The sequence below is a fragment of the Rhodoflexus caldus genome (assembly GCF_021206925.1).
In the GTDB taxonomy this organism is placed as follows: Bacteria; Bacteroidota; Bacteroidia; order Cytophagales; family Thermoflexibacteraceae; genus Rhodoflexus; species Rhodoflexus caldus.
On record NZ_JAJPRF010000002.1, the window covers coordinates 288351 to 312896 of the forward strand.

The window sequence follows — 24546 nt, forward strand, 5'->3', positions numbered from 1 at the left end:
CGCTCTTTTTTTACAGGAGCGGCTTTGTTATTTCGTGTAAAACTACAAATGCCTAATCTACATAGTCGCCACCTTTAGGTTTAAGGTCACGAATCAAAATGCGGATGAAATCAATCAGTACCCAAATACCTAAGCCGCCCAGCGTGAGCAGTTGCACAACGCCTTGCCAAGTATAACCTAAGTAAAAACGGTGAATGCCCAAGCCACCGAGGAAAAAGCATAGCAGCACTGCTACCAGCCATTTCTTCCCTTCGGCCACATTCTTTTCCATTTTGTCTAATTGCTTTTCCGCTTTTTTGAGTGCTTTGACTTCAGCCTTAGAGAGTTCGCCTGTTTGTGCCTTTGCTTGCAGTTGGTCGCGTACCGCTTGCAATTCTGCCTGTACCGTTGCCGGGTTGTCCGCTTTTTTATCGGAAATTGGAGCAGCAGACATCAGAATGCCACAAGTTACCAGAGCAAACGTAAACAGTTTAAAAAGTCTGTTCATAGAATAATGATATAAAGTTTAGCAAAACGCCTACTCATCGGCTTTTCGGCATCCGCCACCTGATGTTGAGGATTTCGGTGTTATTCCTTTCTTGCGAAAGTTAGCATTTTCCTACAATTGCAAAGAATTTATCAGGTAAATTTCAGATGAATTTATCGGGCGATTTTAAACTTTTACGGAACTGCGCCTCATGGCCAGTACATCATCCAAATATTCGCGGGTATTGCTCAGGCGCGGCACTTTGTGCTGTCCACCGAGTTTTCCGCGTTTTGCCATCCATGCGTAAAAAGTCCCTTTGGGCAGGGCATGGATAACAGGTGCTGTCAAGGCAAGGTCTTTGTAGCGCTTGGCATCGTAGTCGGAGTTGATTTCGCGCAGTTTTTCGTCCAACAGTTGCGTGAAACATTCCAAAGAGTGCAAAGAAGCGTCAAAATTTTCAAACTCTATTGCCCACTCATGGCCGCCTTTGTTGTCTATACCCAAATAAACAGGTGCAGCGGTATAATCATTGACAATCAGTCCGGTTTCTTTGCAGGCATATGCAAGGGCAGTGTCGGCATTCTCTACCACCATTTCTTCACCGAAAGCATTGATAAAATGCTTGGTTCGCCCTGCAATGCGTATGCGGTACGGATTGGTGGAGGTGAAGCGCACTACATCGCCGATTTTGTAGCGCCAAAGCCCCGAATTGGTAGAAATTATCATGGCATAAGACTTGCCAACCTGCACATCTGCCAAACCCACAGTCGGCGGATGGTCGGCTTGCGCAAATTCCAGCGGGATAAATTCGTAGTAAACCCCGTAGTCCAACATGAGCAGCAGGTCTTGGCTGTCGCGTTGGTCTTGGATGCCAAAGAAACCCTCCGAAGCATTATAGGTTTCCATATAGTGCATATCGTCCGCGGGAATCAGTTGGCGGAACAATTCGCGATAGGGCGTAAATGAAACTGCTCCGTGGAAAAAAACTTCCAAATTAGGCCATACTTCACGGATGTGTTGCCTGCCTGTTAGCTCAAGGATGCGTTGGAGCAGTACCACCGTCCATGTGGGAACTCCCGACATGCCCGTAACATTTTCGCCGATGGTGAGTTGGGCAATTTTTTCTACTTTTTCTTCCCATTTATCCATCAAAGCTACTTCAATGCTCGGCGTGCGCAAAAACTCAGCCCATATGGGTAAATTTTTCATAATCAATGCCGAAACATCGCCGCAATAGGTGTTGGGGTTAAAAGGATTCAGTTGATAGCTGCCGCCGATTCCCAAATTTTTACCCAAAAAAGCACGCGTGTTGGGGTAATTATTGACATACAAGCAAAGCATGTCTTTACCGCCTTTGTAATGACATTCCTGCAAATGTTCTTCGGAAACAGGGATATATTTGCTGCGGGCATTGGTCGTTCCCGATGATTTGGAGAACCATGTAAATTCGCCCGGCCAAAGAACATTTTTTTCGCCGCGCAGCACTCGCTCTATCTGCGGGTAAAGGTCTTCATAGGCAGACACAGGCACACGGGCGGCAAATTGCTCGCGGTTGCGGATATCGGCATAGCCATACTTGCGTCCCCAGTCGGTTGCAGCGGCTGTTTTAATCAAATGGCGGAAAATTTCTTGCTGCACATCGTGCGGATGGTTCATAAACCGCTCTATTTGCGGAAAACGACGGCGCATTAACCAAGTAAGAATCGTATTGAACCACTCCATAAATTTACAGGCATTAGATATGGCTGCAAATCTACAAAAAACAAGTATTCCAATTCGTGCGGCCGATTTTTACTCGAAAAACTTGCGCTTAAACTCAAAGCGCTCGCCGAGGTAGGCTTTACGTACCACCGGATTGACTACCAGATTTTCGGGGGTATCGGAAACAAGAATCTTGCCTTCGGAGAGGATATATGCGCGGTCGGTAATGGAAAGCGTTTCGTCCACATTATGGTCGGTAATCAGGATGCCGATATTTTTGGATTTCAGCTTGTAAACGATGTATTGAATTTCCTCGACTGCCAGCGGGTCTACGCCTGCAAAAGGTTCGTCGAGCAGAATGAATTTAGGGCGCACCGAAAGTGCACGTGCAATTTCTGTGCGGCGGCGCTCTCCGCCGGAGAGTACCTTACCCAAATTTTTGCGCACTTTGGTCAGGCTAAACTCCTCAATCAACTCTTCTACGCGCTGCCGCTGTTCGGCTTTGGTCAGATTGGTCATTTCCAGCGGTGCGAGGATGTTTTCTTCTACCGTCAGGTCGCGAAAAACAGAGGCCTCCTGTGCCAAATAGCCAACGCCAAGCCGTGCACGGCGGTACATGGGCAGGTCGGTAATTTCTTGTTCATCCAAATAAATTTTGCCGCTGTTCGGCTTAATCAGCCCTACAATCATGTAGAAAGTAGTCGTTTTGCCCGCTCCGTTTGGCCCCAGTAAGCCTACAATCTCCCCTTGACGTACCTCAACGGATACATCATTCACCACTAATCGCGATTTGTATTTCTTAAAGAGGTGTTCCGAGCGAAGCAGCATAGGTTTACGGGCTAAGTTTACGGTGAATTGTTTAGTTTTGTAACGGCGCAAAGTTAGCTGAATGAACGCCAAACCCACGCGCTTAACGAATTTTAACCGCAAGCAAAGCAGAAATGACACCGCAAGATTTAAACCCCAAACAAACCGCCCTTGTGCTGGTAGATATGCAAAACGATTTTTTCTTCAAAAAAGGTGCTTATCCGCGAAATGGGCTGCATATTCCCGACAGTGCGGGACTTATCCGGCGGTTAGTAACCGTTGCCGACGCACTTCGTCGCGCGGGCGGGCTGATTATTTCTACACAGTTTACCTTGCTGCCCGGTAAGGACGGCGAACCGATGATTTCGGAAGGGCTGAAAAAAGCACGCCCTTTTATCACTAAAGGAGATTTCTGCCCGGGTGATTTTGGTCATCGGCTGGTAGAAGAACTTGCTCCGGCCGACTTTACGGTTGATAAAATCTCATTTTCAGCATTTTATCAAACCTTTCTCGACTTTATTTTGCGCAAGCAAAACATTCGCACGTTGCTCATTGGCGGCATTGTAACCAACAGCGGCGTAGCTGCCACACTCCGCGACGGCCTTTCGCATGGCTATGAGGTGGTGCTGCTCTCCGACGGCTGCGCATCATTCTCCGAAGAAGCACATCAGGATACGCTCAATTCGTTGCGCCACGTAGCACCGTTGATTATTTGCGATGCCATGGCCGATTTGCTGGATACCTATAAGTAAGCAATTTAAAACGACCTTTCAAATTTACCGCAAAGCCCGCTGAGCGTTACGCCAAGCGCGCTGAGTATTTTTATGATGAATCTTTTCTTTGCGCACACTGCGGTTAAACCTTTGCGTTCTCCGCGGTAAAAAAGAACGCAATTCAAAACGCTTTTCTAAATCCGCTGGCAGGGATGGTCTAAGCAAACGCTGTCAGCGGACGAAATCCCTGCCGGCAGTTTAATAACAGACAAAATTTTGCTTAACTATTTGATTGACACATGACTCCACTTCAACGCAAAAACATTGTTTACACGCTGCTGCTGTTCGCGCTGATGGCAGCAGTTTATTTTTACCGTAAAAACAGCAGTAAGGAACAAACTGCCAATAGCCCACTGGTAAAAATCAGCGGCCCTGCAATGGGTTCTACCTACAATATCAGCTATTTGGACGAAAACCGCGCCAATTATCAGGCCGCGATTGACTCTTTGTTGGAAGTTTTCAATCTGTCGCTTTCTACCTATATCCCCGATTCGGAAATCAGCCGATTCAACCGCGAAGACTCTATTATGCCCAAACTGCCGTTTTTTATTCCCGTATTGGAGCGCAGCCGCGAAATTTACCGCGAAACAGAAGGCGCATTTAACCCAACAGTTTATCCGTTAGTACAGGCATGGGGCTTTGGTGCTAAGAAAGGCCTGCCCGAACGCGAACCCAACGTGGACTCTGTTAAGCAATTCATTGATTTCGAAAGCATTGTCGTAACAGGTAATACCATCAAAAAAACCAAAAAAGGTGTTACCATTGAGTTTAATGCCATTGCCCCGGGCTATGGCGCCGATTTGATTGCCCGCTTGCTCGAGCAGCGCGGCATCCAAAATTACATGGTAGAAGTCGGTGGCGAAGTGGTTTGCAAGGGCAAAAACCAACGCGGCGAAACATGGCTGATTGGCATAGACAACCCGCAATACGAAGAAAAAGGCGGCAACCCGATTCAGGCAAAAATTCGCGTGGAAAACATGGCACTTGCCACTAGTGGCAACTATCGCAAGTTCTACGAAAAAGACGGCAAGCGATATGCCCACACGATTGACCCCGTAAGCGGACGACCTGTTCAGCATAACCTATTGAGTGCCACCGTATTGGCAAAAGACTGCATGACAGCCGATGCAATGGCGACGGCCTTTATGGTAATGGGAACGGAAAAGGCCAAAGCCTATGCCGAAAGCCGACAAATGCCCGTGTTGCTGGTATTTGCCGAAGGGGATAAACTGCAAACCTACGTTTCGCCCGCACTACAAAAATTTATTGTAGAATAAAAACTGTCATCCCGCACTCCGTTGCTTAGGGGACATAAAACGAAACGTTGTTTTGTTGAAGGCGTTGTCAGACTGATGGGCTTTTGCTAAATCCCCGTTGGCGGTCAGAGAGCCATCAGCCTATTTGAATAGGAACTTTTGAAACTGCTCAAACTCGAAATCCCAATCCGCATTCCGAAAAGCTCTTTATCTTTGCAACAGAAGGCAGGCTGTCTTATCGCGGCTGCCGCAAGGCAGTTGAGGAAAGTCCGGGCAACACAGAGCACCGTACCACCTAACGGGTGGGGGGCGGCGGCGAAAGTCGCCGTTCACAGACAGTGCCACAGAAAACAAACCGCCCGAAAGCTACGTGTAGCCTTTGGGTAAGGGTGAAAAGGCAGGGTAAGAGCCTACCGGGCAGGCGGTAACGTCTGTTGCATGGTAAACCTTACGGGTTGAAAGGCCAAATAGGCCGGAATGTGGCTTCGGCCACGCGGGCTGCTCGTTCGTAGCGCCTCGGCGCTGTTCCGGTGGGTAGGCCGTTAGAGGCTGTCGGCGACGGCAGTCCCAGATAAATGATAAGACTCGACAGAACCCGGCTTACAGGTCTGCTTTCCCGATATTGTTAAAACCCGACAGGTTGTACAAGCCCTGTCGGGTTTATATTTAAGTAGCAACCATACAACTTCCGTTTTTGAGACTAATTTTACGCTAAAAAAGCCATGAAAAATCTGATATTACTATTCTCCATGCTTGCCTTCTTTCAACTAACTGCTTGTAATTCAGAAGATAAGCAGATAGAAATAGACCGTCAGGTGCGTAAAAAGTTGAGCGTTATAGGAGGCAGCGTAATCACGGAACTCAAACTTACCCCCGAGCCGCAGGAAAACCTCTACTTTGCCGACGCCATGATGGAAAATGGCATGCCCATTCAGGCAATGGTGTTGATTAAAGACGATTCGGTAGCCTTGAAAGAAACCATCAACTCTATCATGTTGCGCCGCCTGAGCAAAGAAATGCAGGAAACCTGCGTCGGTGTTTCGCTGAAACCCATAGAAAACAGCCGCGTACCCAACGAACTGCAAGGCGAAGCAGTATTTAAAAGCGGAGAAAAAATACAACTGTTTGCCCATGAAGAATTCGGCTGGCGACCTGCCAACGATTCAGCTACGCTCGGCTTTTTAACCAAAAAGCAAATGCAAAAAATTTTGTCGGATGCCAAAGACACCATTTCGTTGTTTACCCTTCAAAGAACGGCCGTTGATACCATATACAGCGGTAAGTTTGAAACCTACAAAGGCAAGAAAAAAGAATTTTCTGTAACTTGGAGTCAAACAGGTTTCCGATGGGAAATAAACCAAGCTCAGAAATAATCCGCCGTTTCATTGATTTTATTGCATTACAGCGGCGTTACAGCAAACATACACAAAACGCCTATCTTACTGATTTAGAGCAGTTTGAAAGTTTTTTACAAACCCTTTCAGAAGGTAACAAACAGCAAATCACACAAGCCGACTACCACGATGTACGCGCATGGGTGATTTCTTTATTAGACGACGAACAGGTTACAGCCCGAAGCATTAACCGTAAACTTTCAGCGCTGCGCAGCTTCTATCGGTTTGCCATACAAGAGCAACTGATAGAAGAATCGCCTTTGCGGAAACTGAAAGCACTGAAAGCAGATAAAAAAATCACACCCTTTTTGCCGCAAACCGATGCGCGGCAACTATGGCAAGCACTCACCGAACTACCGGCCGATGAGTTTATCACGGCACGCGAACAGGTGATACTGATTCTGCTATACACCACCGGCATCAGGCTTTCCGAGTTGATTCATCTGAAAATCAGCGATATAGATTTTTCTAATCGGCAGATAAAAGTATGGGGCAAAGGAAGCAAGCAAAGAATTGTGCCACTACTCCCCCAAATATTTGCTTTATTGGAAAATTATATTCAAATTAAATCACAATTATTCGGGGAAGCCATTCACAGCCCGCTTGTCTGCACCGACAAAGGCGAAGAAGCCTACCCCATGCTGATTTACAGAACGGTAAGAAAACATCTGGATATGATTACCACCATTGAACGCCGCAGCCCGCATGTATTGCGACACAGCTACGCCACCCATCTGCTGGATGGCGGCGCTGACCTGAATGCCGTTAAAGAATTGTTGGGTCATAGTAGTCTTGCCGCTACACAGGTGTACACACACACCTCTATTGAAAAACTCCGAAAAGTTTTTGAAGACGCTCATCCTCGTTCGTAACATTTTGTTAATATTGGGCGTATCAACAGACATAAGCCCTCTGTAAACGGGTTTTATTTTTTATTTTCCACTTAAACATTTGTGTATTATGAAACTGCAGATTCATTCCATCCATTTCGATGCTGACATCAAGCTGTTGGATTTTATCCAGAAAAAAGCTGATAAGTTGGACACTTTCTTTGAGCGCATCACCGGTGGTGAAGTTTATCTGCGCTTAGAAAAAGGCGAGCACAGCAGAGAAAACAAAGTAGTGGAAGTTAAATTATTCATTCCGGGTGGAAGCATTTTTGCCAAAGAGCAAAACATCTCTTTCGAAGCCGCAATGGATGAAGCAGTTGAATCCTTGAAAGCACAGTTGAAAAAATACAAGGACAAACTGACTGCAAAGTCATAATTTAGTGTTGGAGTTAAGGGCACTTGGTTGTCCTTAACTCCTAACTCTTGGTTGTCAATGCGTCAGACTTTTTTTGCAGATATTCTTCTCCCCCTCCCGCTTAAAGGCACTTTTACCTACCGCGTGCCCCTTGCTTTGAACGATACCATTGCCGAAGGTACAAGAGTAGTTGTACAATTCGGACAAAAGCGCATCCTAACAGGCATCGTTATCCGCATCCACGAAAATCCGCCGCGCGACTATCAAACCAAAATGATTCTGGATTTGATAGACCGCCAGCCCATTGCTCTTCCTTTGCAGTTGCAATTTTGGGAGTGGGTATCCGACTACTACATCTGCACATGGGGCGAAGTAATGAACGTGGCCGTACCTGCCGGGCTGAAACTCAGCAGCGAGTCGCGCATCCAACTTCATCCGGCCTTGGCGGCAGATGACCTCAACCCTGATAATTTCAGCGAAAAGGAACTGCTGCTGCTGGACGCTCTGCGGCAAAATGAAACCTTGGGCTATGAAGAGGCAGTTAAAATTTCGGGTAACAAACAGATTTACAGCCTGTTAAAATCGCTTTTGCAGAAAGAATGTATCCTGATTTTTGAGGAACTCAAAGAAAAATATAAGCCCAAAACCATCAAAAAAGTTAGGTTACATGCCAATTGGCGCGGCAAAGATGAGGCATCCCTGATTGAACTGTTAGACAGGCTTGCTAAACATACCAAACAAGAGGCCTTGATTCTCAGGTATTTATCGCTGATTCCTTGGCAAGCCGAACCGGAGCAACAACTCAACGGCATTCCCAAAAGCACGCTGCTTACTGCCAATCTGTCGGAAAGTGCATACAAAACACTACTGAAAAATGAAGTGCTGGAAGAGTTTGAAATAATCGTTTCGCGGTTGGAAGAGTTACCGACGGGCGACTTTCAGCTTCCGCAACTCACTGATGCACAAAGCAATGCGCTACAAAAAATCATCTCATTATGGGACAAAAAGCAGGCAGTATTGCTGCACGGCGTTACAGGCTCGGGTAAAACTGAACTCTACATACACTTGATAGACCAAATGTTGCAGTCGGGCAATCAGGTGCTGCTGCTGCTGCCGGAAATTGCTTTAACAACACAAATTGTCGCCCGTTTGCGGCGCGTTTTTGGCAATCGGCTGGGGGTTTACCATTCCCGATTTTCAGACAATGAACGGGTGGAAGTATGGCACGGCATCATGGACGGGCGTTTTGATGTAATTGTTGGGGTTCGCTCCTCTATCTTCCTGCCTTTCAGTCATTTAGGTTTGATTATTATTGATGAGGAGCATGATAGCTCCTACAAGCAATACGACCCTGCACCGCGTTACCACGCCCGCGATGCGGCTATGATGTTGGCGCATATGCACGGTGCAAAAGTGCTACTGGGAACAGCTACGCCATCGCTGGAAAGTTTTTATCATGCAGCCGAAAAACGCTACGGCTACGTGCGGCTGACACAGCGATTCAATGATGCACAACTGCCTGCCATTCAGTTTATTAATACAAAACATGAAAGCAAAGCCAAGCGCATGATAGGCGAATTTGCACCGGTCACATTAGAGGCCATACGTACAACGCTCGAGGCAAAAAAGCAGGTGATTTTGTTTCAGAATCGGCGCGGCTATGCTCCCCACCTCTCCTGCCAGACCTGTAACTGGGTGCCTCATTGCCAAAATTGCGCTGTCAGCCTCACATTTCACATGCACAGCAACGAATTGCGCTGCCACTATTGCGGTTACAGAGAAAACCCGCCGCACACCTGCCGACAGTGCGGCTCGCACGAAATCAAGACAGTGGGGTATGGTACCGAAAAAATAGAGGATACCGTGAAATCGCTTTTTCCCGATGCTGTGGTGCAGCGCATGGACTTAGATACTACTCGCGGAAAATATGGTCTGCAAAATATCATTGAGGATTTTTCTGCTCATAAAATTGACATATTGGTAGGTACGCAAATGGTTACTAAGGGGCTCGATTTTGACCATGTAGCGCTGGTAGTAGTGTTTGACATAGACCGCGCCTTGTACTATCCCGATTTCAGGGCACATGAGCGCGTATTCCAGATATTGACGCAGGTAGCAGGAAGAGCAGGCAGAAAAGCCGCACAGGGAACGGTCATCATTCAAACGGGCAACCCGCACCACCCGATACTCGAGCATGTGGCGGCTCATCATTTTGAAGACTTTTACAAGGATGAACTGCCGCAGCGTCAGCATTACCACTACCCGCCTTTTACCAGACTGATAGAACTGACCGTTAAGGGAGAGTCGGCAGAAGAGGTGGAAAAAGCGGCACAGAACCTTGCCGTGGCATTGCGCAATGGTTTAGGCGGCAACCGCGTGTTAGGGCCGCAAGCTCCCCCTATTGAGCGCATCCGCAATCAATATTTGCGCAACGTGCTCGTCAAAATTGAGCGACAAGGCACTTCACTCAAAGCAATGAAAGCATACATCGGCACGACCATGGACAACCTCATAAAAAACAAGACCTTCAAAGAGTTAAAGGTCGTTGTCGATGTTGACCCCGTGTAAAGCGGGTTTTAATAGACTTTTACTTGGAAAACGTAATCCTGTATTTTTTTCAGTTGAGCCGTCCGCTTTTGGCCTGCAAGTTTGCTTTGCTTGGGCAGGTCAAACATTTCATCCAGTTCGTTTGGTACACTGTCTTTCAAAGTGCGCCAGATGGCTGATGATTTAAGTGCGAAAGCCACACCTTCGGCACCTGAGAGTTTGCCCGAAACCACGCCGATAAGGTTGCCATTGGTATCAAACACGGGGCCTCCGCTGTTGCCCGGGTTCACCGGAATAGAGATTTGATAGGCAACAGAGTCGCCCTCAAAACCCGTGCGGGCGCTTATGCTGCCTTCTCCGTACACAATATCATTTTTCGGATATGCCAGCGTAAAAATTTCTTCGCCCAAATCTACGGTTCCTTTTTTCAGTGTGTAAGGAATTCTGCCAAATTCATGGAAGGTACTGTCTGCTACTTTTAATACGGCAAGGTCAGTTCGTTCATCGCCAAAGGCTAATTCTACTTTGTAGCGCAATCCGGGCTGGGTAGTAGATTCTATGAAAACAGAATCGGCTTTTGCCACCAAGTGATAGCTGGTAATTAAGTGCCCTTTCTCCGAAATGGCAAAGCAAGTACCTTCAAAGCGCTGCGGAGCTGCCGTAGCCCGCGGGATAGCCCGATTCAGCGTGTCTTTGGTACTCTTTATATCGCGTTTGATTTGGTCTAACTCTCGGCGCAACAGTTTGAGATTGCTTTGCTGGCTGCGCTCCATGCTTTTCAGGTAGCCAAGCGTGAAAAGTGTACTCAGTACCGTAATCAGCGCAACACTTGCGGCTACGGCAATTGTCGGCAAATATTTGGAAGTATAAGTGCGCCAAGTGTCCTTATTTTTGTACACTTTCAGTGCCGCCTGCTGTTCAACAGGGTCTATTTCGGCATGGAATCGGTCAAGTTTAGCGCGGAGTTGCCGACGTTCTTTGAGCAAGTCCAAAGGTGTGCGCAATGCCTGATAGTCAGCAATTTGCTGTGCTAACTCAGGATTGGAAGCAATTTCTTTCTCAAAGGCAAGGTACTCCCCTGTCTCCATGTCGCCTTCAACATAGCGTTCTATTTTATCCCACAGTCGGAGTTGCTCTTCGGTATTCATTTCAGTTCTTCTATTAATCTCTTCAACCGATTAAAACACTTGTATTTCTGTGTTTTAGCATTGTCGGCATTCGTATAGCCCATTTTTTCGGCAATATCTGCCATGCTCATTTCGTTGAGGTAGTAATCCTCCAAAATAGTACGACACGGTTCACCCAATCGCTGCATGGCTGCCTCTATCGTTACCAAGCGCGCTTCGTTTTCAATGCTGACGCTGTCCTCTACGAAAGGAATAAATTCCTCCACGTCTTTCAGGTCAGTTTTGATTTTCTTCGCCTGCAATCGTTTCAGCCAATGGTTGCGGCTGACCGAATACAGAAAAGTTTTAATACTGCATCGCAACTGAAAATCAGGCCGTTGCAAACTTTCGTAAAGCACGATAAATGCTTCCTGATAAATATCTTTGGCTTCATCTTCCGTTCCGCTATTGACCAGCACAAGGTGCAACACCATCGGAAAATAAAGTTTGTATATCCTGCTCATAACCGCCTCGTTATTTTCGCGAAGCGCTTTGACAAAGCTCTCTTCGTTAAACAAGGCAGTTTTTTTCATCGCTACTTTCATTAATACGTTTAGATAGGGATAAGTAACCCCCAAAGGAAAAAAATTTTGTAATAATTTTGTCTGAAACCTGTCAAGATGAATCTTCAACGCATCCGACATACAAATATAATCAAACAAAAGGCAGCAGAATTGGGCTTTGATTTTTGCGGTATATCGGCTGCAACTTTTTTGGAGGAAGAGGCGCCGCGGTTAGAAAAATGGCTCAATCGGCACATGCACGGGCAGATGAGTTACATGGAAAATCATTTTGACAAACGTTTAGACCCTCGCCTGCTGGTGCCCGGGGCAAAGTCGGTAGTATCGTTGCTCTACAACTATTATCCCGTCAAAAAAATACTGCACCAAGACGATGAACTGAAAATATCTAAATACGCCTACGGCACTGATTATCACTTTGTTATTAAAGACAAGTTAAAGTCGTTATTAGAGGCTTTGCGTCAGGAAATCGGCGATATTGACGGGCGCGTTTTTGTAGATTCTGCCCCTGTGATGGACAAGGCTTGGGCAGCCCGCAGCGGCGCAGGATGGCTTGGTAAGCACACCAATATCATCAACAGAAAACTGGGCAGTTTTTTCTTTATCGCCGAACTGATTATTGACCTTGATTTAGAGCCTGATGCACCCACCAAAGACTATTGCGGCACCTGCACGCGCTGCATAGATGCCTGCCCGACCGATGCAATTGTTGAACCTTACGTAGTGGACGGAAGTAAATGTATCTCTTACCTGACCATTGAACTGAAAGACAAAATACCCGATGAGTTTGCCGGCAAAATGGACAATTGGATTTTTGGTTGCGATGTGTGCCAAGATGTGTGCCCGTGGAACCGATTTGCTGCCCCGCACCGCGAACCTGCATTTGAGCCGCACCCACATCTGGAACACATGAAAACCTCTGATTGGCAGGAACTTACCGAAGAACTTTTCAATGAGTTGTTCAAAAAATCTGCCGTTAAACGCACCAAACTGACAGGACTTCAGCGCAACGTGGCCTTTGTTACTGAACAAAAATAGTACTTTTGTTTAAACATTACGGGCTTTTACATGCTTCCGAACCTCATCAAAATCAACAAGTACAAACTACATACATTGGGATTGCTGCTTGGCTGGCTGTCGGGCTTTGCGGTATTTGCGCAGGAAATTCAGATAGAAATTCCCAAAACCGAAATTGCGATGAATGAATCGCTGCAAATCAAGATTTCGGTTATCAACGGGAAAGTGAATGATTACAGCAGTTTTCCGACCATTAAAGGATTTACCAAGTCCGATATTTCGTCGGGAGAGAGGCAGGCGCTCATCAGCGGGCGCTTGACCCAAATTTCGCAGTTGGTACAAAACTACCGCCCCGCCAAAGAAGGCACCTACACCATAGCACCGTTCACGCTGACCGTTAATGGCAAACAAGTGAGTTTTCAGGGCGCAACCATTACCGTAACGGCTTCTGCATCAGGCTCTTCAGCCTATGACTTCTGGTCGGCTCCCGATTTGGAACCTGAAATTGAAGTAGTACGCGAAGATGTATTTCTGGCTGTGGCTGCCGACCGCAAGGAGATATATGCAGGCGAAGGCGTAAATGTTATCATTGCTTTTTATGCCTTGCAAAGCAGCCCTTACTTACTGAAATTTCCCGATAACCTTTTTCAGCAACTATCGGCAGTTGTCAAAAAATTGAAGCCTGAAAATTGTTGGGAAGAAAACTTTAACGTTGGTGGTCAAATTATTCCGACAGTTGTTAAAATTAGAGGCAAAGATTACCAGCAATATAAAATCTATCAGTCCAACTATTACCTCAATCAGGCAGGTGAGGTAGAACTACCGCAAATTTCGCTGCCGCTCATCAAACTTCGTCCGGGCAATTACGGGCGCGAAGAGGCCAGAAATTACAGTTCAAAGCCTGTTAAAATCAAGGTTAAGCCTCTGCCGCCTCATCCGCTAAGAGAGAAAGTAGCCGTAGGTCAATTTAAGTTGGAAGAAAAAATCGGCCAAACGACGCTGCAAACAGGCCAAAGTGTCAATTATGACTTTCAAATCAGCGGACAGGGCAATTTTGCCTTCCTCCGCGAACCCGATACACGCCGCACACCTGCTCTTGAAGTGTATCCGCCCAATGTTCAGCAGCAAATTAACCGTGAGAACAGCCGCGTTACGGGCAGCAAAAAGTTTACGTACATGATTATACCCAATGAGCCGGGGGCATACAACATGTCGGACTACTTCCAATGGATTTTTTTCAATACCGAAAAACAGGCTTATGATACGCTAAAGCCGCAAATCAGCATCCGTGTGGAGGGGGAAAGCCGCACAGACAACAGCATCAGCAATACAGGCAGCGGGGCTTACTACGACAACATCTATAAATTAGACAACAGCCTCAGTTCTTTGGAAAGCACCGATATCTGGATATCGGTTATAAGTTTTGTACTTGCCACCTCGGCCATTGTAAGCCTTGTGCTTGTGCTGACAACCGCTTTGAAACGCAAATAATTAAAATGATGAACAAATGTAGATGTATTACATAAGCACTCGGATTTTACCGTTGCACGCTGCCGTTGCACGCTGCCGTTGCACACTGCCGTTGCACGTTGCTGTTGCACGTCGCCGTTGCACGTTGCTGATAGAAGTTCGCCATAAACCGCTCAATTACTACTTATTGCAAACAATCATGCTCATGAAAATACAATACAACGCGCCTGTTGTGCTGACCTTTGCATTTATCTGCACCTTTTTGGTGGCGCTGCAAGGTATGGGAATTAACCTGATGCCACTGTTCAGCGTTTCGGGGACAATGGATGTTACCAATCCGCTGGATTTTTTTCGGCTGTTTTCGCATGTTCTTGGCCATGGGGATTGGGGGCATCTGCTCAATAATCTGACTTTTATTTTGCTGCTGGGGCCTATTCTGGAAGAAAAATACGGCTCCTCGGGTTTGTTGATGATGATGTTCATTACGGCATTCGTAACCGGCGTACTGAATATTTTCTTTTTCTCGTCCGGTTTGTTGGGCGCAAGCGGCATTGTATTTATGATGATTCTGCTAAGTTCTATCGTGAATCTGCAACGCGGGCGCATACCGCTGACGTTTGTGCTGGTGGTTGTGCTGTTTCTTGGAAAAGAGTTTATCAGCATGTTTCAAAATAACAATATTTCGGAATTTGCCCATATCATTGGCGGCATATGTGGTGCTGTTTTCGGGTTTAACTTCCGCCGCCGTCCTACGTATTGATGCAATTTAAGGCCGTCTTTGAGCAAAAGTTATCAGATTTTATTACTGATAATCAACTGTTTACCACAGATGACCCATTGCTGCTTGCCATAAGCGGCGGCGTTGATTCTGTGGTGATGAGTGCGGCACTCTGTCGGTTGGGTTATACAGTAACTTTGGCACATGTCAATTATCAATTGCGGGGCAGCGAATCGGACGGAGACGAACAGTTCGTCAGGCAATTAGCTGAAAATCTGAATGTTAAACTATTTGTTCAACGATTTGACACACAGCAAGAAGCAAAGAACAACAAACAAGGCATTCAGGAAACCGCAAGAAAACTGCGCTATGAGTGGTTTGAAGCACTGCAAAAGCAATACGGCTTTACACATATTTTGACGGCGCATCACCTCGGCGATGCCTTGGAAACAAGCCTGTATCAACTTGCCAAAGGCTGCGGCATTAAAGGCATTCGCGGTATTCCGCTCCGACAGGGGGCAGTAGTACGGCCAATGTTGGCATTCAGCAGAGAGGAAATTGTACAATATGCACATGCCAACCATCTGCAATGGCGCGAGGACAGTTCCAATACAAGCGATTACTACACCCGCAATTTCATCCGTCATCAGATTGTACCCCTACTGGAAAAAATCAATCCCTCAGTTGTTCAGGGCTTTGCAGATACGCACCAACGATTGAGCGATGCCGCTTGGTGGCTTCAATTAGCAATTGCCGATGCCGAAAAACAGGTTGTGCATGAATCCGACGGCATTTTTTACCTGAATATCAAGGCGTTGGAGCAACTCCCCTCACCTCGTTTGTTCCTTTATGAATGTCTTAAAAAATGGGGATTTAACTATGAAACGGCAGTGCTTATCACCAAGCACCTGCACAGCCAAAGCGGCACGCAGTTTCTGTCTAATACCCATCGGGCAGCCATTAATCGCGGGCAAATTGTGATAAGCCCTTTAAGTAGCGACAAGACCTCCGATTCCTCTGTATCCATTCCAAATTTTGGCACTTATAGATTTGATAATCAAAAAGTTATATCCGTGCATTTAAAGCAGCCGAAAGATGTAGCCCTTCATAGCGGCAATCCTGCTGTCGTGTGGGTTGATGCTGCCGCTTTGGTGTTTCCACTAACCATCCGCTATTGGCAGGCAGGCGATAAAATGCAACCGCTGGGCATGCGCGGGAGCAAAAAAATCAGCGATATACTGACCGATTTGAAGATTGCACTGCATGAAAAAAAATCTGCCCGCGTGCTGTGTAATGCACAGGGGCAGATTTTGTGGCTGATTGGTTATCGTCTTTCCGAAATTGCCCGCATATCTGACGATACGGCTGCCGTTGCGGAAATAGCGATTCGTTAGCCTGTACGTACCTGCCTAATTTTTCCGCTGCTGCAAGTACCGAATAAATACTTTCCGAATGTCGGAGCGGATATCGGACTTATCGGTAAAAATCTGCAAATCAGTTATTTGGGGATTATTGGCATTAAAAAATCCCAGATTAAATTCTTTACCACTCACCAAAAAATCGGTACTTGCCAGTGTGTAGGTTTTTGTTTTATCAATCGGTTTGTCGCCGATGAGCCATTCGCCGTTAGTATTTTGCGTGATACCTGCGTGTACCAAATAGCCACCCAAACCTTTATTTTTAAGCCCGCCTTCCAGCACATCTATCAATAGCTCACCCGTAATTTTCATTTTGGAAAGCCCGCCGCCAAAAGGCAGAATGCGCACAATGTCATATTGCGTAATGTTACCTTCTAATTTGTCATCTACGCGGATGGAACCCGTATTGATGATAGCTGCATCTGCCTCGGGGATGGCGGCTTTTACGGCCTCCACAATCAATTTGCTGAGATTGGTTGGTGCGTTACGCACGCTTTTTTCCAAACCGTCCCATGGCTCGCGGGTAACAGTAACCACTTCGGAGGCATTAAATCCCATATCGCTGAAACTTTTTTCTGCAATCTGTTGCCATTTTTGCACGGCTGCGGCTGTTTTAGGCTCATCGGCCAGTGCAGGCGTAATGGCAACCAATCGGGAATTAACCTTCCACTTTTTGGCTTGCGGTGCTACCCGTAAGCGATGCAGATATGCCGTTTTGGCATTGGCATCAGCTTTGGCAATCACCGTTTTACCGACTTTGTAGTACATATTTTCATGGTCGTGGCCACCCATGATGAGCGACAGCCCGGGCAGGCGACGTGCCAACTCCATATCCTGCGCCAACTCCAAGTGTGTGAGTGCTACTACCGCATCGCATTGTGGCGCAAGCAGTTGATACTCTCTCTCGGCAGCAGCATAAAAGTCCTCAAAATCCGCATAGGCTTTATCTACCGGAATGGCAACGGCCAGCATACCTATTTTCAGCTTGTCGGTCTGTAAAATTACCGAAGCAGGCATAGGTTTGCCCCGCTGTACGAACGGAGCCGTTTTACCCTCTTTTTTATGTTTTAAATTTGCAATAATCCATTGGAAATCAGACTCTTCTATGCGCGACAGCAAATCGGCCTCATCAATATCAAACTCATGATTGCCAAAAGTAGCATATTGCACGCCTGCCGCATTCATGGCTTCTATCATCTGTTGGCCTGCAATGCGTCTGCCCTCGTTGCGCAGCGTTCCGATAACCGATGGGCTGACAAAATCGCCGGCATGAACAAAAAAAGTTTGCGGTTGCTTGGCCTTTTCCTGCTGATAGGCCGTAGCTACACGCGCCATGCCTCCTATCGTACCATTGGCCAGCGGTGCGATTTCATAGGTATCATTGATAGCAAAAAACTGCGCTGTATAGTACGTCCGGCAACTGCCCGATAACAAAACGACAAGCAGCAGCAACAGCGGTACAAAGGGGCTTTTTTTCATAGTAACGACACATTAGAGATGAAATAATTCAGCAAAGCTAAAAAAACGCTTATAAAGGATTGGCCGCCAATCTTAATTCAGAAAGAAATATGCTACCTTGCAATCTGTTTACGCATCTTTCTGCTGTTATTATTAGCCAACGCTGATTATATGTTACAACGCCAATTGAATATTCCGGAAACAGAAAAATACGCCCGCCGATTTGCCAATATCGTTTGTAATAATTTTTTCGCTCAAAAAGACCGAATCAGCGGGCAGGAAATTGTAGCACTGCCCATAGAAAAACAGGTCAGCCTGCTGGCAGTCAAAAATATATTTCTGCAATGGCAAAAAGAAACAGCCAATTTGCGCAGTCCTTTTTTTGATTACACATCGGCCGATGTGCAAAAAGCCCTTGCTGCCTTCATGAATGTTGTTTCTAAGCACATCAGCATTGGTAGGAAACACTTTGAACCCTTGCTGGCAGATGCCGTGAAGGAAACATTAGTGCTTACGCTTACTCCCGGCAGCTATTTCAGCGATTTGTTTGCCGAAAAAAGTCAGGCTGTTTCCGCAGAAACGGACATCAAACCATTGCTGAAATATTTTAAAGTCCACCGCCGCATGGCTGATGAGTTAGTACGCCGCATGAGTGCAACCGTCAGCCCGTTGAGCATCCCTTTTGCGCAGGAGTTGGTGCAACAAATTGCCCAACAAAAGGCACTGCTGGACAATGAAGACGAAATCATTGCCTCGCTGAGCAATACCCTGCTACTCGATAAAAACCAACTGGCACAGATTGCCTCTCCCGAAACACCGGAAGACCCGCTGGATTTCAGCAATGACAGCATCAACAGCATGTCTTTTGAAATTTCAAAAATGAGTTTTGGCGTTGAAAACGACGAGCCGCCACACAGTCCGCTGCATACCGAAGACAAAACCATTGTTCAGTCTTTCTTCAAACAAACGGCAAAACCAAGCTCTCAACCTTTTCAGCCGCCCAAGGAAGAACCCAAGTTTACACCTCTCAACAGCAAGTTTACAAGCGAGCCCGAGCAGAAAAAACCATCGCTGAACGAATTGCTGGCACAGCAGCAGACAAAAGCCCCTTCGGTTTCAGACATGTATAAAAATGCCAAAATACAGAGTCTCAACGATTTTATACCGCTGAACCACCGCTACAAATTCATTAACGAACTCTTTGGCGGCAGTACGGCCGATTTCAACGAGGCCATTACCACAATTGACAGTTGTAAAGACTACCATGATGCCATTATGATTGTCAAAGAAAAATACCTGCCCAAATACGGCTGGGATTTTTCCAAAGATGAAGTCAAAGAGTTTTACGAGCTTATCGGACGTAAATTTTAAACCCATATAATCACGCACCAATCCCCGAGGAATTAACATTCCTTGGGGATTTATTGTACCAATACCACTATGAAACTCAAAAGTTTAACTTTCTCACTATGCCTTTTGCTCATGCAATTTTCACTTGCTTCACTGATTTACGGACAACCTGCCATTGACCGCATAGAACCGCCCAACTGGTGGGTAGGCATGAAAAACCGGTCTCTGGAAATTTTGGTTCACGGCAAAAACATCGGCGAAACACAAGTTGCTATGAAGCCCTACGAAGGTGTAGGCCTGATTGAAACCGTGCGGCCGCAAAACAGCAATTACGTCTTCCTGCAATTAGATATTCAACCCAATGCCCGCCCCGGCAATCTTAGTTTCACATTTACAGGCAGCAATGGCACTTCGGCCACTGTCAGCTATGCACTGAAAGCCAAGCAACAGGCAGCCAGCCGCATTCAAGGATTCGGCCCGCAGGACTTAATTTACCTGATTATGCCCGACCGCTTTGCCAATGGCAACCCCGCCATGGACAACATAGAGGGTATGCGCGAAAAAGCCGACCGAACCGCTCCTTTCGGCAGACACGGCGGTGATATTGACGGCATCTTGCAAAAACTTGACTACATCCGCTCGCTGGGCGTAACAGCCCTGTGGCTGAATCCCGTGCTGGAAAATGACATGCCGACTTCTTCCTACCACGGCTATGCCATTACCGATTTTTATCAGGTGGACAAACGTTTTGGCGGCAACGAAAAATACCGTGAACTGATTGAGGCAAGCCACAAGCGCGGTATGAAAATAATCAAAGACATGGTGATGAACCACTGCGGCCTGTATCATTGGTGGATGGACGACCTGCCCTACCCCGATTGGATTAATCAGTTTGGCGAGTTTACGCGCTCTAACTATCGGCTGGCTACTATCTCCGACCCGCACGCCTCCGAATACGACCGCAACCTGATGAACACCGGTTGGTTTGATACCACCATGCCCGACCTGAACCAGCGCAACCCAAAACTTGCCAAGTACCTGATTCAGAATACTTTATGGTGGATTGAGGAGTTTGGCATAGACGGCATCCGCATGGACACCTACCCCTATCCGAACCCCGACTTCATGGCACAGTGGTCGGCTGCTGTGCTGACAGAATATCCGCAGTTCAATATTGTCGGCGAAGTGTGGATACACTCGGCAGCGATGGAGTCCTATTGGGTCAAAGGCACTCAAAATCGCGACGGGTATCGCTCCCCACTGCCCTCTATCACCGATTTTCCCCTGTTTGAGGCCATTGCACCGGCCTTGAACGAACCGACAGGCTGGGGCAGCGGTCTTTCGCGGCTCTACCATGTGCTGGCAGAAGATTTTCTGTACGAAAACCCCAACGAAAATGTCATTTTCCTTGACAACCATGATGTTACCCGTTTTGCCACGGCCGTCGGGCAAGACCTGAACAAGATCAAAATGGGGATAACATTTTTGCTGACCACACGGGGCGTTCCTCAAATTTACTATGGTACGGAACTCATGATGCCCGGCGACGGCGGCTTTCATCCCGACGTTCGCAAGGACTTCCCCGGGGGCTGGCCGGGTGATGCAACGGACGCCTTCACCCCAAAAGGTCGCACCGCCGCACAGAATGAACTTTGGAACTATCTGGCCGCATTGGGCAACTGGCGGAAAAATAAGAGCGTTATCCACACAGGCAAACTGACGCACTTCATCCCTTCCGATAACTGCTACGTTTACTTCCGTCACAACGAAAAAGAGGCGGTGATGGTGGTTCTGCACAACGGCGATGAACCTAAGTTGTTGGATACCAAACCTTTCACCGAAATATTGGGGCGCTTTAAACAAGGCAAAGAGGTAATTGGCGGCAAAATCATTAACGACCTATCAAAACTGGAACTGCCTGCCCACAGTGCCGTGGTTATTGAGTTGAAATAAAAACACATTGGCCATGCCTTTTTTACACGGCATGGCCAATATTGCAAAATACGCACAAGCAGCGATTGATGCTGCTTATTTGGCAAACGGAAAAGCCTTTAGCAGGTACAATCCCGATTTTTTGGAAGCATATTTTAATGATGGTCGGGCATTGTTTTTCAGCACCGTAGAAGAAGAAGCGATTTCATTCATATCTCCGTCGTACAATTTCAATACGATGCGTTGAGCTTTGCTTTCTTCGGGCAGGGCGATTTCAAAAGTATAGGCTATGTCCTGACTAAGGAAACAGGTCATTTGCTGGTCGCTGTCTTGGCGCAAGTTGAAAACGATGGTTTTTTCTTTACCTGCATTCGCTTCTGCTCCGCCGGCTTGCTTTTGTTGTGCAGTAGCCACAGAAATACTCAGAAAGAATGTAACAATTGCAAGGGTTTGCCTCAGATAGCTCATCAGATTAATTGATAGTTTTTATATTCAAACAGCCGCTTGCCTGTAAGTTGTTCCACCTTGGCAAGGATGCGGTTTTTCAGGCTCAGGTTTTTTACCCCCGGGTCTAAATTTACCTCCCAGTCGGCATTATTAATACGGTTTTGCATGACCGAAGGATGCGTTCCCTGAAAAAGTGCAACCGAATCTATGCTGCCGTAGTCATATAACTCATTGGCTTCCAACACATGGCGCGGCATATCCATATCACTCCAATAAGCGTGCAAATCTTGCATTTTAAGTTGTTGTTGGTAAGGATTTTTTACCCATCCGTAATGATAAATATGCGCGTCTATCGGTTTTACTTGCAATTTCCGATTATTGCGGCGGAAGCCTTGCGCGTCTCGATAGGAGCGTATATCTTTCAGGTTGCGAATAATGCGTATTTCGTGGCGATACCAGTTGCGCGAATCGGCTACAAACCGGTATGTGCCGTAGAAATGCGTGTAGTGAAACAGCAGCCCTTCAACGTTGCGGTCATTTGCATACATGGAGGCGGCATCTAAAATAGTACGATGGTATTTTTCATGCACTACTTCATCGGCCTGAATGTAAAACGCCCAGTCGGCATCGGGCGAAACCGCATCAAAGGCCTTGTTTGTCTCGGCGGCCAGCACTCTGCCTCCGGTGCGCAGCGACTCATCCCAAACAGTTTCTATAATCCTGATTTTGTCCGACGGGATACTTCGGATTAAGTCCAGCGTATCATCTTCCGACTTACCGACAGCAACAACCACCTCATCGCATACAGGCAAAATAGAAGTAATAGATTCGACAACCGGGTAATCATACTTAATGGCATTGCGAACAATTGTAAAGCCGCTGATTTTGGGGCGAAAAGGCGAGATACTCATTTAAACAAACGATAAACAAATTGCAAAATAAGACTATTCAATCGGGACAAACTAATTTTGTAAAAAGCAACCTATAAACACACATGAACATTTTGCATGTAATGTGTACGAACTTTTTATCAGGTTCTACCAATTACGTCCTCAGTTTAGTACAAAGGCAGATACAAGAAGGCCATCGCGTATCTATCATTACCGATGACGGCACGTTAGAAACGCAGGCTTCCTTGATTCCTTTCCCTATATCTGACAGGTCATATGCCCAAAGGTTTAAAAACGTTCGGTTCATTCGGCAATTTATTTTAGCCAACGATGTTCATGTGGTGCATACCCATTCGCGAGCATCTAGTTGGGTCAGCTATTTTGCCACACTTGGGCTGAAAACACCGCTTGTTTCTACCATTCACGGCAGGCAGCAACTGCATACATCTGTTAAATTTTTTGATATATACGGCGACCAAGTCATTTCGGTTTGTCCCAATTTGACCAAACATTTGATTGGAGAAGTGGGAATGCAGGCCAATAAAATACACGACATACCCAACGGGGCAGAGTTTGGCCTTATTCCCGAGCTTAGGGCAGATGCCGAAAACAGCTATCCCGTTTATCGCGATATATTGCTCATCGGGCGGCTTAACGGCAGAAAAGGCGAAATTGCCGCACAAATTGCCACCGTGGTTTTCCCTGAATTGCTGGCCAAATACCCCGATATACGCCTGTTTTTGATTGGTGGTGGCTACGAACAACTCGCTACGCCCTATCGCCATGCAATAGATGAACTGAACAGCCGATACAATCAGCGCATCGTAATCACAGGCTTCATTAATGATGTACCTAAGCGAATGCTTGCCGCCCATACCATCATTGGTGCGGGCAGGGTCGGTTTGGGAGCTTTGGCGCTGCAAAAACCACTGTTTGCCATTGGCGAAGCCTGCTACCACGGGCTGATTACCGAACAAAATCTGCAAGAAGCCATTGACTCCAACTACGGCGATATTTTGCCCACCAAAGATTTTCCGGGATTTGATTGGCAACAATTCCGACAAGATTTGGATAAATACCTTGCAGAAGACTCTTATTTGCCTTCCAAAAAAATCAGAGACCATGTAATCAATCTCTACGATGTAGAAAAAGTTTATCAGGCCATTCATCGCGTCTATGAAAAAGCCATTGCTCGCAGGTTATGGCCTGAACCTATCCCCGTGCTGATGTATCACAAAGTGCCGAATGAGCCTATTGAAAGCCGACATAAGATTTTCGTTACCAAAAGTACGCTCCGAAAGCACCTGCAACTCATCAAACTCAGAGGATTGCAACCCATTACTTTCCGTGAGTATCTGGCCTATGCCAAAGGCGAAAAATTGAGTAAAACCGCCCCCAAGCACCCCATTATCCTGACTTTTGACGATGGATACAAGGATAATTACGAAAACATGCTGCCTCTGATGAACGAATTCGGCTACAAAGGTGTCATTTTTCTTTTGGGGGATACACGCATCGGCTACAATTACTGGGATGCAGACAAGGGCGACCACCGCGACGAACTGATGAATGAGCAGCAGCGTGCAGCCTTCATACAGGCCGATTGGGAAATTGGTGCACACACCATGACCCACCCCAACCTGACACAACTCAGCAATACAGAGGCAATGGAAGAAATAATCAACAGCAAAAAAGCCCTTGAAAACGAATCAGGTCAGCCCGTACAGACTTTTGCTTATCCTTTCGGCTTTTATGATACAAAAATTAAACAAATGGCACAGCAGGCGGGATTTGAAATGGCACTTGCAACCGACAAGGGCGGTATGCACATAGAAGACGACCGCTTTGAAGTTTTCCGAACCAGTATTTTCCCGCAAGACACGTGGGTACAGATGTACAAAAAGACTTCCTCGTGGTACAGAAAATACTACAAATGGAAACGCAACATTTAATGATGACCATCACCGAAC

21 protein-coding genes and 1 other RNA gene are annotated in these 24546 nt (G+C 46.6%); 14 read left to right on the forward strand and 8 right to left on the reverse strand.

The features are described from left to right. Positions 1 to 52 precede the first annotated feature (52 nt). The 3 genes from NDK19_RS03380 to lptB form a co-directional block, all read right to left on the reverse strand. Complete coding sequence (locus NDK19_RS03380; RefSeq protein WP_250630426.1) at positions 53 to 487, reverse strand: TM2 domain-containing protein; 435 nt, start codon at positions 485 to 487, stop codon at positions 53 to 55. Between the two features lie 165 nt (positions 488 to 652). Then, entirely contained in the window at positions 653 to 2188 is a 1536-nt protein-coding gene (locus NDK19_RS03385; RefSeq protein ID WP_250630427.1) for a GH3 auxin-responsive promoter family protein, read from the reverse strand. 69 nt (positions 2189 to 2257) lie between these two features. After that, a complete protein-coding gene (gene lptB / locus NDK19_RS03390) occupies positions 2258 to 2995 on the reverse strand; it encodes an LPS export ABC transporter ATP-binding protein (RefSeq protein ID WP_250630428.1) in 738 nt (245 codons plus the stop codon). A gap of 113 nt (positions 2996 to 3108) precedes the next feature. Here lptB and NDK19_RS03395 point away from each other — a divergent pair, with 113 nt between their 5' ends. The 7 genes from NDK19_RS03395 to priA all read left to right on the forward strand — a co-directional run bounded on the left by NDK19_RS03395 (position 3109) and on the right by priA (position 10210). Beyond that, positions 3109 to 3726, forward strand: a complete 618-nt coding sequence (locus NDK19_RS03395) for a cysteine hydrolase family protein (RefSeq protein ID WP_250630429.1) — start codon at positions 3109 to 3111, stop codon at positions 3724 to 3726. 260 nt (positions 3727 to 3986) lie between these two features. Continuing rightward, on the forward strand, positions 3987 to 5024 hold the full coding sequence (locus tag NDK19_RS03400; RefSeq protein ID WP_250630430.1) for an FAD:protein FMN transferase: 1038 nt from the start codon (positions 3987 to 3989) through the stop codon (positions 5022 to 5024). 201 nt (positions 5025 to 5225) lie between these two features. Then, positions 5226 to 5622, forward strand: an RNA gene (gene rnpB / locus NDK19_RS03405) — RNase P RNA component class A. A 103-nt stretch (positions 5623 to 5725) separates the two neighbouring features. After that, entirely contained in the window at positions 5726 to 6376 is a 651-nt protein-coding gene (locus NDK19_RS03410) for a hypothetical protein (RefSeq protein ID WP_250630431.1), read from the forward strand. After that, positions 6349 to 7269, forward strand: coding sequence for a tyrosine-type recombinase/integrase (locus tag NDK19_RS03415; protein ID WP_250630432.1), 921 nt, complete (start codon positions 6349 to 6351; stop codon positions 7267 to 7269). The genes NDK19_RS03410 and NDK19_RS03415 overlap by 28 nt, the downstream gene beginning before the upstream one ends. 88 nt (positions 7270 to 7357) lie before the next feature. Further along, positions 7358 to 7663, forward strand: a complete 306-nt coding sequence (hpf, locus tag NDK19_RS03420) for a ribosome hibernation-promoting factor, HPF/YfiA family (protein ID WP_250630433.1) — start codon at positions 7358 to 7360, stop codon at positions 7661 to 7663. Between the two features lie 57 nt (positions 7664 to 7720). Next, a complete protein-coding gene (priA, locus tag NDK19_RS03425; protein WP_250630434.1) occupies positions 7721 to 10210 on the forward strand; it encodes a replication restart helicase PriA in 2490 nt (829 codons plus the stop codon). 8 nt (positions 10211 to 10218) lie between these two features. On the opposite strand, the gene NDK19_RS03430 is transcribed toward priA, so the two are convergent. Together NDK19_RS03430 and NDK19_RS03435 are read right to left on the reverse strand one after the other, a co-directional pair. Next, positions 10219 to 11337, reverse strand: a complete 1119-nt coding sequence (locus tag NDK19_RS03430; RefSeq protein WP_250630435.1) for a S1 family peptidase — start codon at positions 11335 to 11337, stop codon at positions 10219 to 10221. Next, a complete protein-coding gene (locus NDK19_RS03435) occupies positions 11334 to 11888 on the reverse strand; it encodes an RNA polymerase sigma factor (RefSeq protein WP_250630436.1) in 555 nt (184 codons plus the stop codon). Before NDK19_RS03435 ends, NDK19_RS03430 begins: the two co-directional genes overlap by 4 nt. 87 nt (positions 11889 to 11975) lie before the next feature. Between NDK19_RS03435 and queG the strand changes: the two genes are divergently transcribed. The 4 genes from queG to tilS all read left to right on the forward strand — a co-directional run bounded on the left by queG (position 11976) and on the right by tilS (position 16475). Further along, positions 11976 to 12914 (forward strand): tRNA epoxyqueuosine(34) reductase QueG, encoded by a 939-nt coding sequence (gene queG, locus NDK19_RS03440; RefSeq protein ID WP_250630437.1) that lies wholly within the window; start codon positions 11976 to 11978, stop codon positions 12912 to 12914. A 30-nt stretch (positions 12915 to 12944) separates the two neighbouring features. Next, positions 12945 to 14384, forward strand: coding sequence for a BatD family protein (locus tag NDK19_RS03445; protein WP_250630438.1), 1440 nt, complete (start codon positions 12945 to 12947; stop codon positions 14382 to 14384). 178 nt (positions 14385 to 14562) lie between these two features. Continuing rightward, positions 14563 to 15123 (forward strand): rhomboid family intramembrane serine protease, encoded by a 561-nt coding sequence (locus NDK19_RS03450; protein ID WP_250630439.1) that lies wholly within the window; start codon positions 14563 to 14565, stop codon positions 15121 to 15123. Further along, positions 15123 to 16475, forward strand: a complete 1353-nt coding sequence (gene tilS, locus NDK19_RS03455) for a tRNA lysidine(34) synthetase TilS (protein WP_250630440.1) — start codon at positions 15123 to 15125, stop codon at positions 16473 to 16475. Before NDK19_RS03450 ends, tilS begins: the two co-directional genes overlap by 1 nt. Positions 16476 to 16490: 15 nt before the next feature. Here the strand turns inward: tilS and NDK19_RS03460 are convergent, their stop codons facing one another. Next, positions 16491 to 17978 (reverse strand): bifunctional metallophosphatase/5'-nucleotidase, encoded by a 1488-nt coding sequence (locus NDK19_RS03460; RefSeq protein WP_250630441.1) that lies wholly within the window; start codon positions 17976 to 17978, stop codon positions 16491 to 16493. 150 nt (positions 17979 to 18128) lie between these two features. Between NDK19_RS03460 and NDK19_RS03465 the strand changes: the two genes are divergently transcribed. Beyond that, the gene (locus NDK19_RS03465; protein ID WP_250630442.1) at positions 18129 to 19328 is read left to right on the forward strand and encodes a hypothetical protein; all 1200 of its coding nucleotides are present in this window, start codon (positions 18129 to 18131) and stop codon (positions 19326 to 19328) included. 111 nt (positions 19329 to 19439) lie between these two features. Next, complete coding sequence (locus NDK19_RS03470; protein ID WP_250630443.1) at positions 19440 to 21260, forward strand: glycoside hydrolase family 13 protein; 1821 nt, start codon at positions 19440 to 19442, stop codon at positions 21258 to 21260. 75 nt (positions 21261 to 21335) lie between these two features. Here the strand turns inward: NDK19_RS03470 and NDK19_RS03475 are convergent, their stop codons facing one another. Further along, positions 21336 to 21707, reverse strand: coding sequence for a hypothetical protein (locus NDK19_RS03475; protein WP_250630444.1), 372 nt, complete (start codon positions 21705 to 21707; stop codon positions 21336 to 21338). Next, complete coding sequence (locus NDK19_RS03480; RefSeq protein WP_250630445.1) at positions 21707 to 22597, reverse strand: glycosyltransferase family protein; 891 nt, start codon at positions 22595 to 22597, stop codon at positions 21707 to 21709. Before NDK19_RS03480 ends, NDK19_RS03475 begins: the two co-directional genes overlap by 1 nt. Positions 22598 to 22680: 83 nt before the next feature. Here NDK19_RS03480 and NDK19_RS03485 point away from each other — a divergent pair, with 83 nt between their 5' ends. Then, entirely contained in the window at positions 22681 to 24528 is a 1848-nt protein-coding gene (locus NDK19_RS03485; protein ID WP_250630446.1) for a polysaccharide deacetylase family protein, read from the forward strand. Positions 24529 to 24546 lie beyond the last annotated feature (18 nt).

Bases quoted from the DNA above. Each gene is read 5' to 3' on its own strand.
- queG (WP_250630437.1), top strand. From the start codon at position 11,976: ATGAATCTTCAACGCATCCGACATACAAATATAATCAAACAAAAGGCA.
- NDK19_RS03395 (WP_250630429.1), top strand. From the start codon at position 3,109: ATGACACCGCAAGATTTAAACCCCAAACAAACCGCCCTTGTGCTGGTA.
- hpf (WP_250630433.1), top strand. From the start codon at position 7,358: ATGAAACTGCAGATTCATTCCATCCATTTCGATGCTGACATCAAGCTG.
- NDK19_RS03485 (WP_250630446.1), top strand. From the start codon at position 22,681: ATGAACATTTTGCATGTAATGTGTACGAACTTTTTATCAGGTTCTACC.
- NDK19_RS03385 (WP_250630427.1), bottom strand. From the start codon at position 2,188: ATGGAGTGGTTCAATACGATTCTTACTTGGTTAATGCGCCGTCGTTTT.
- NDK19_RS03475 (WP_250630444.1), bottom strand. From the start codon at position 21,707: ATGAGCTATCTGAGGCAAACCCTTGCAATTGTTACATTCTTTCTGAGT.
- NDK19_RS03480 (WP_250630445.1), bottom strand. From the start codon at position 22,597: ATGAGTATCTCGCCTTTTCGCCCCAAAATCAGCGGCTTTACAATTGTT.
- NDK19_RS03450 (WP_250630439.1), top strand. From the start codon at position 14,563: ATGCTCATGAAAATACAATACAACGCGCCTGTTGTGCTGACCTTTGCA.
- NDK19_RS03430 (WP_250630435.1), bottom strand. From the start codon at position 11,337: ATGAATACCGAAGAGCAACTCCGACTGTGGGATAAAATAGAACGCTAT.
- lptB (WP_250630428.1), bottom strand. From the start codon at position 2,995: ATGCTGCTTCGCTCGGAACACCTCTTTAAGAAATACAAATCGCGATTA.
- NDK19_RS03470 (WP_250630443.1), top strand. From the start codon at position 19,440: ATGCAATTTTCACTTGCTTCACTGATTTACGGACAACCTGCCATTGAC.
- NDK19_RS03380 (WP_250630426.1), bottom strand. From the start codon at position 487: ATGAACAGACTTTTTAAACTGTTTACGTTTGCTCTGGTAACTTGTGGC.
- NDK19_RS03465 (WP_250630442.1), top strand. From the start codon at position 18,129: ATGTTACAACGCCAATTGAATATTCCGGAAACAGAAAAATACGCCCGC.
- NDK19_RS03460 (WP_250630441.1), bottom strand. From the start codon at position 17,978: ATGAAAAAAAGCCCCTTTGTACCGCTGTTGCTGCTGCTTGTCGTTTTG.
- priA (WP_250630434.1), top strand. From the start codon at position 7,721: ATGCGTCAGACTTTTTTTGCAGATATTCTTCTCCCCCTCCCGCTTAAA.
- NDK19_RS03445 (WP_250630438.1), top strand. From the start codon at position 12,945: ATGCTTCCGAACCTCATCAAAATCAACAAGTACAAACTACATACATTG.
- tilS (WP_250630440.1), top strand. From the start codon at position 15,123: ATGCAATTTAAGGCCGTCTTTGAGCAAAAGTTATCAGATTTTATTACT.
- NDK19_RS03415 (WP_250630432.1), top strand. From the start codon at position 6,349: ATGGGAAATAAACCAAGCTCAGAAATAATCCGCCGTTTCATTGATTTT.
- NDK19_RS03410 (WP_250630431.1), top strand. From the start codon at position 5,726: ATGAAAAATCTGATATTACTATTCTCCATGCTTGCCTTCTTTCAACTA.
- NDK19_RS03435 (WP_250630436.1), bottom strand. From the start codon at position 11,888: ATGAAAAAAACTGCCTTGTTTAACGAAGAGAGCTTTGTCAAAGCGCTT.
- NDK19_RS03400 (WP_250630430.1), top strand. From the start codon at position 3,987: ATGACTCCACTTCAACGCAAAAACATTGTTTACACGCTGCTGCTGTTC.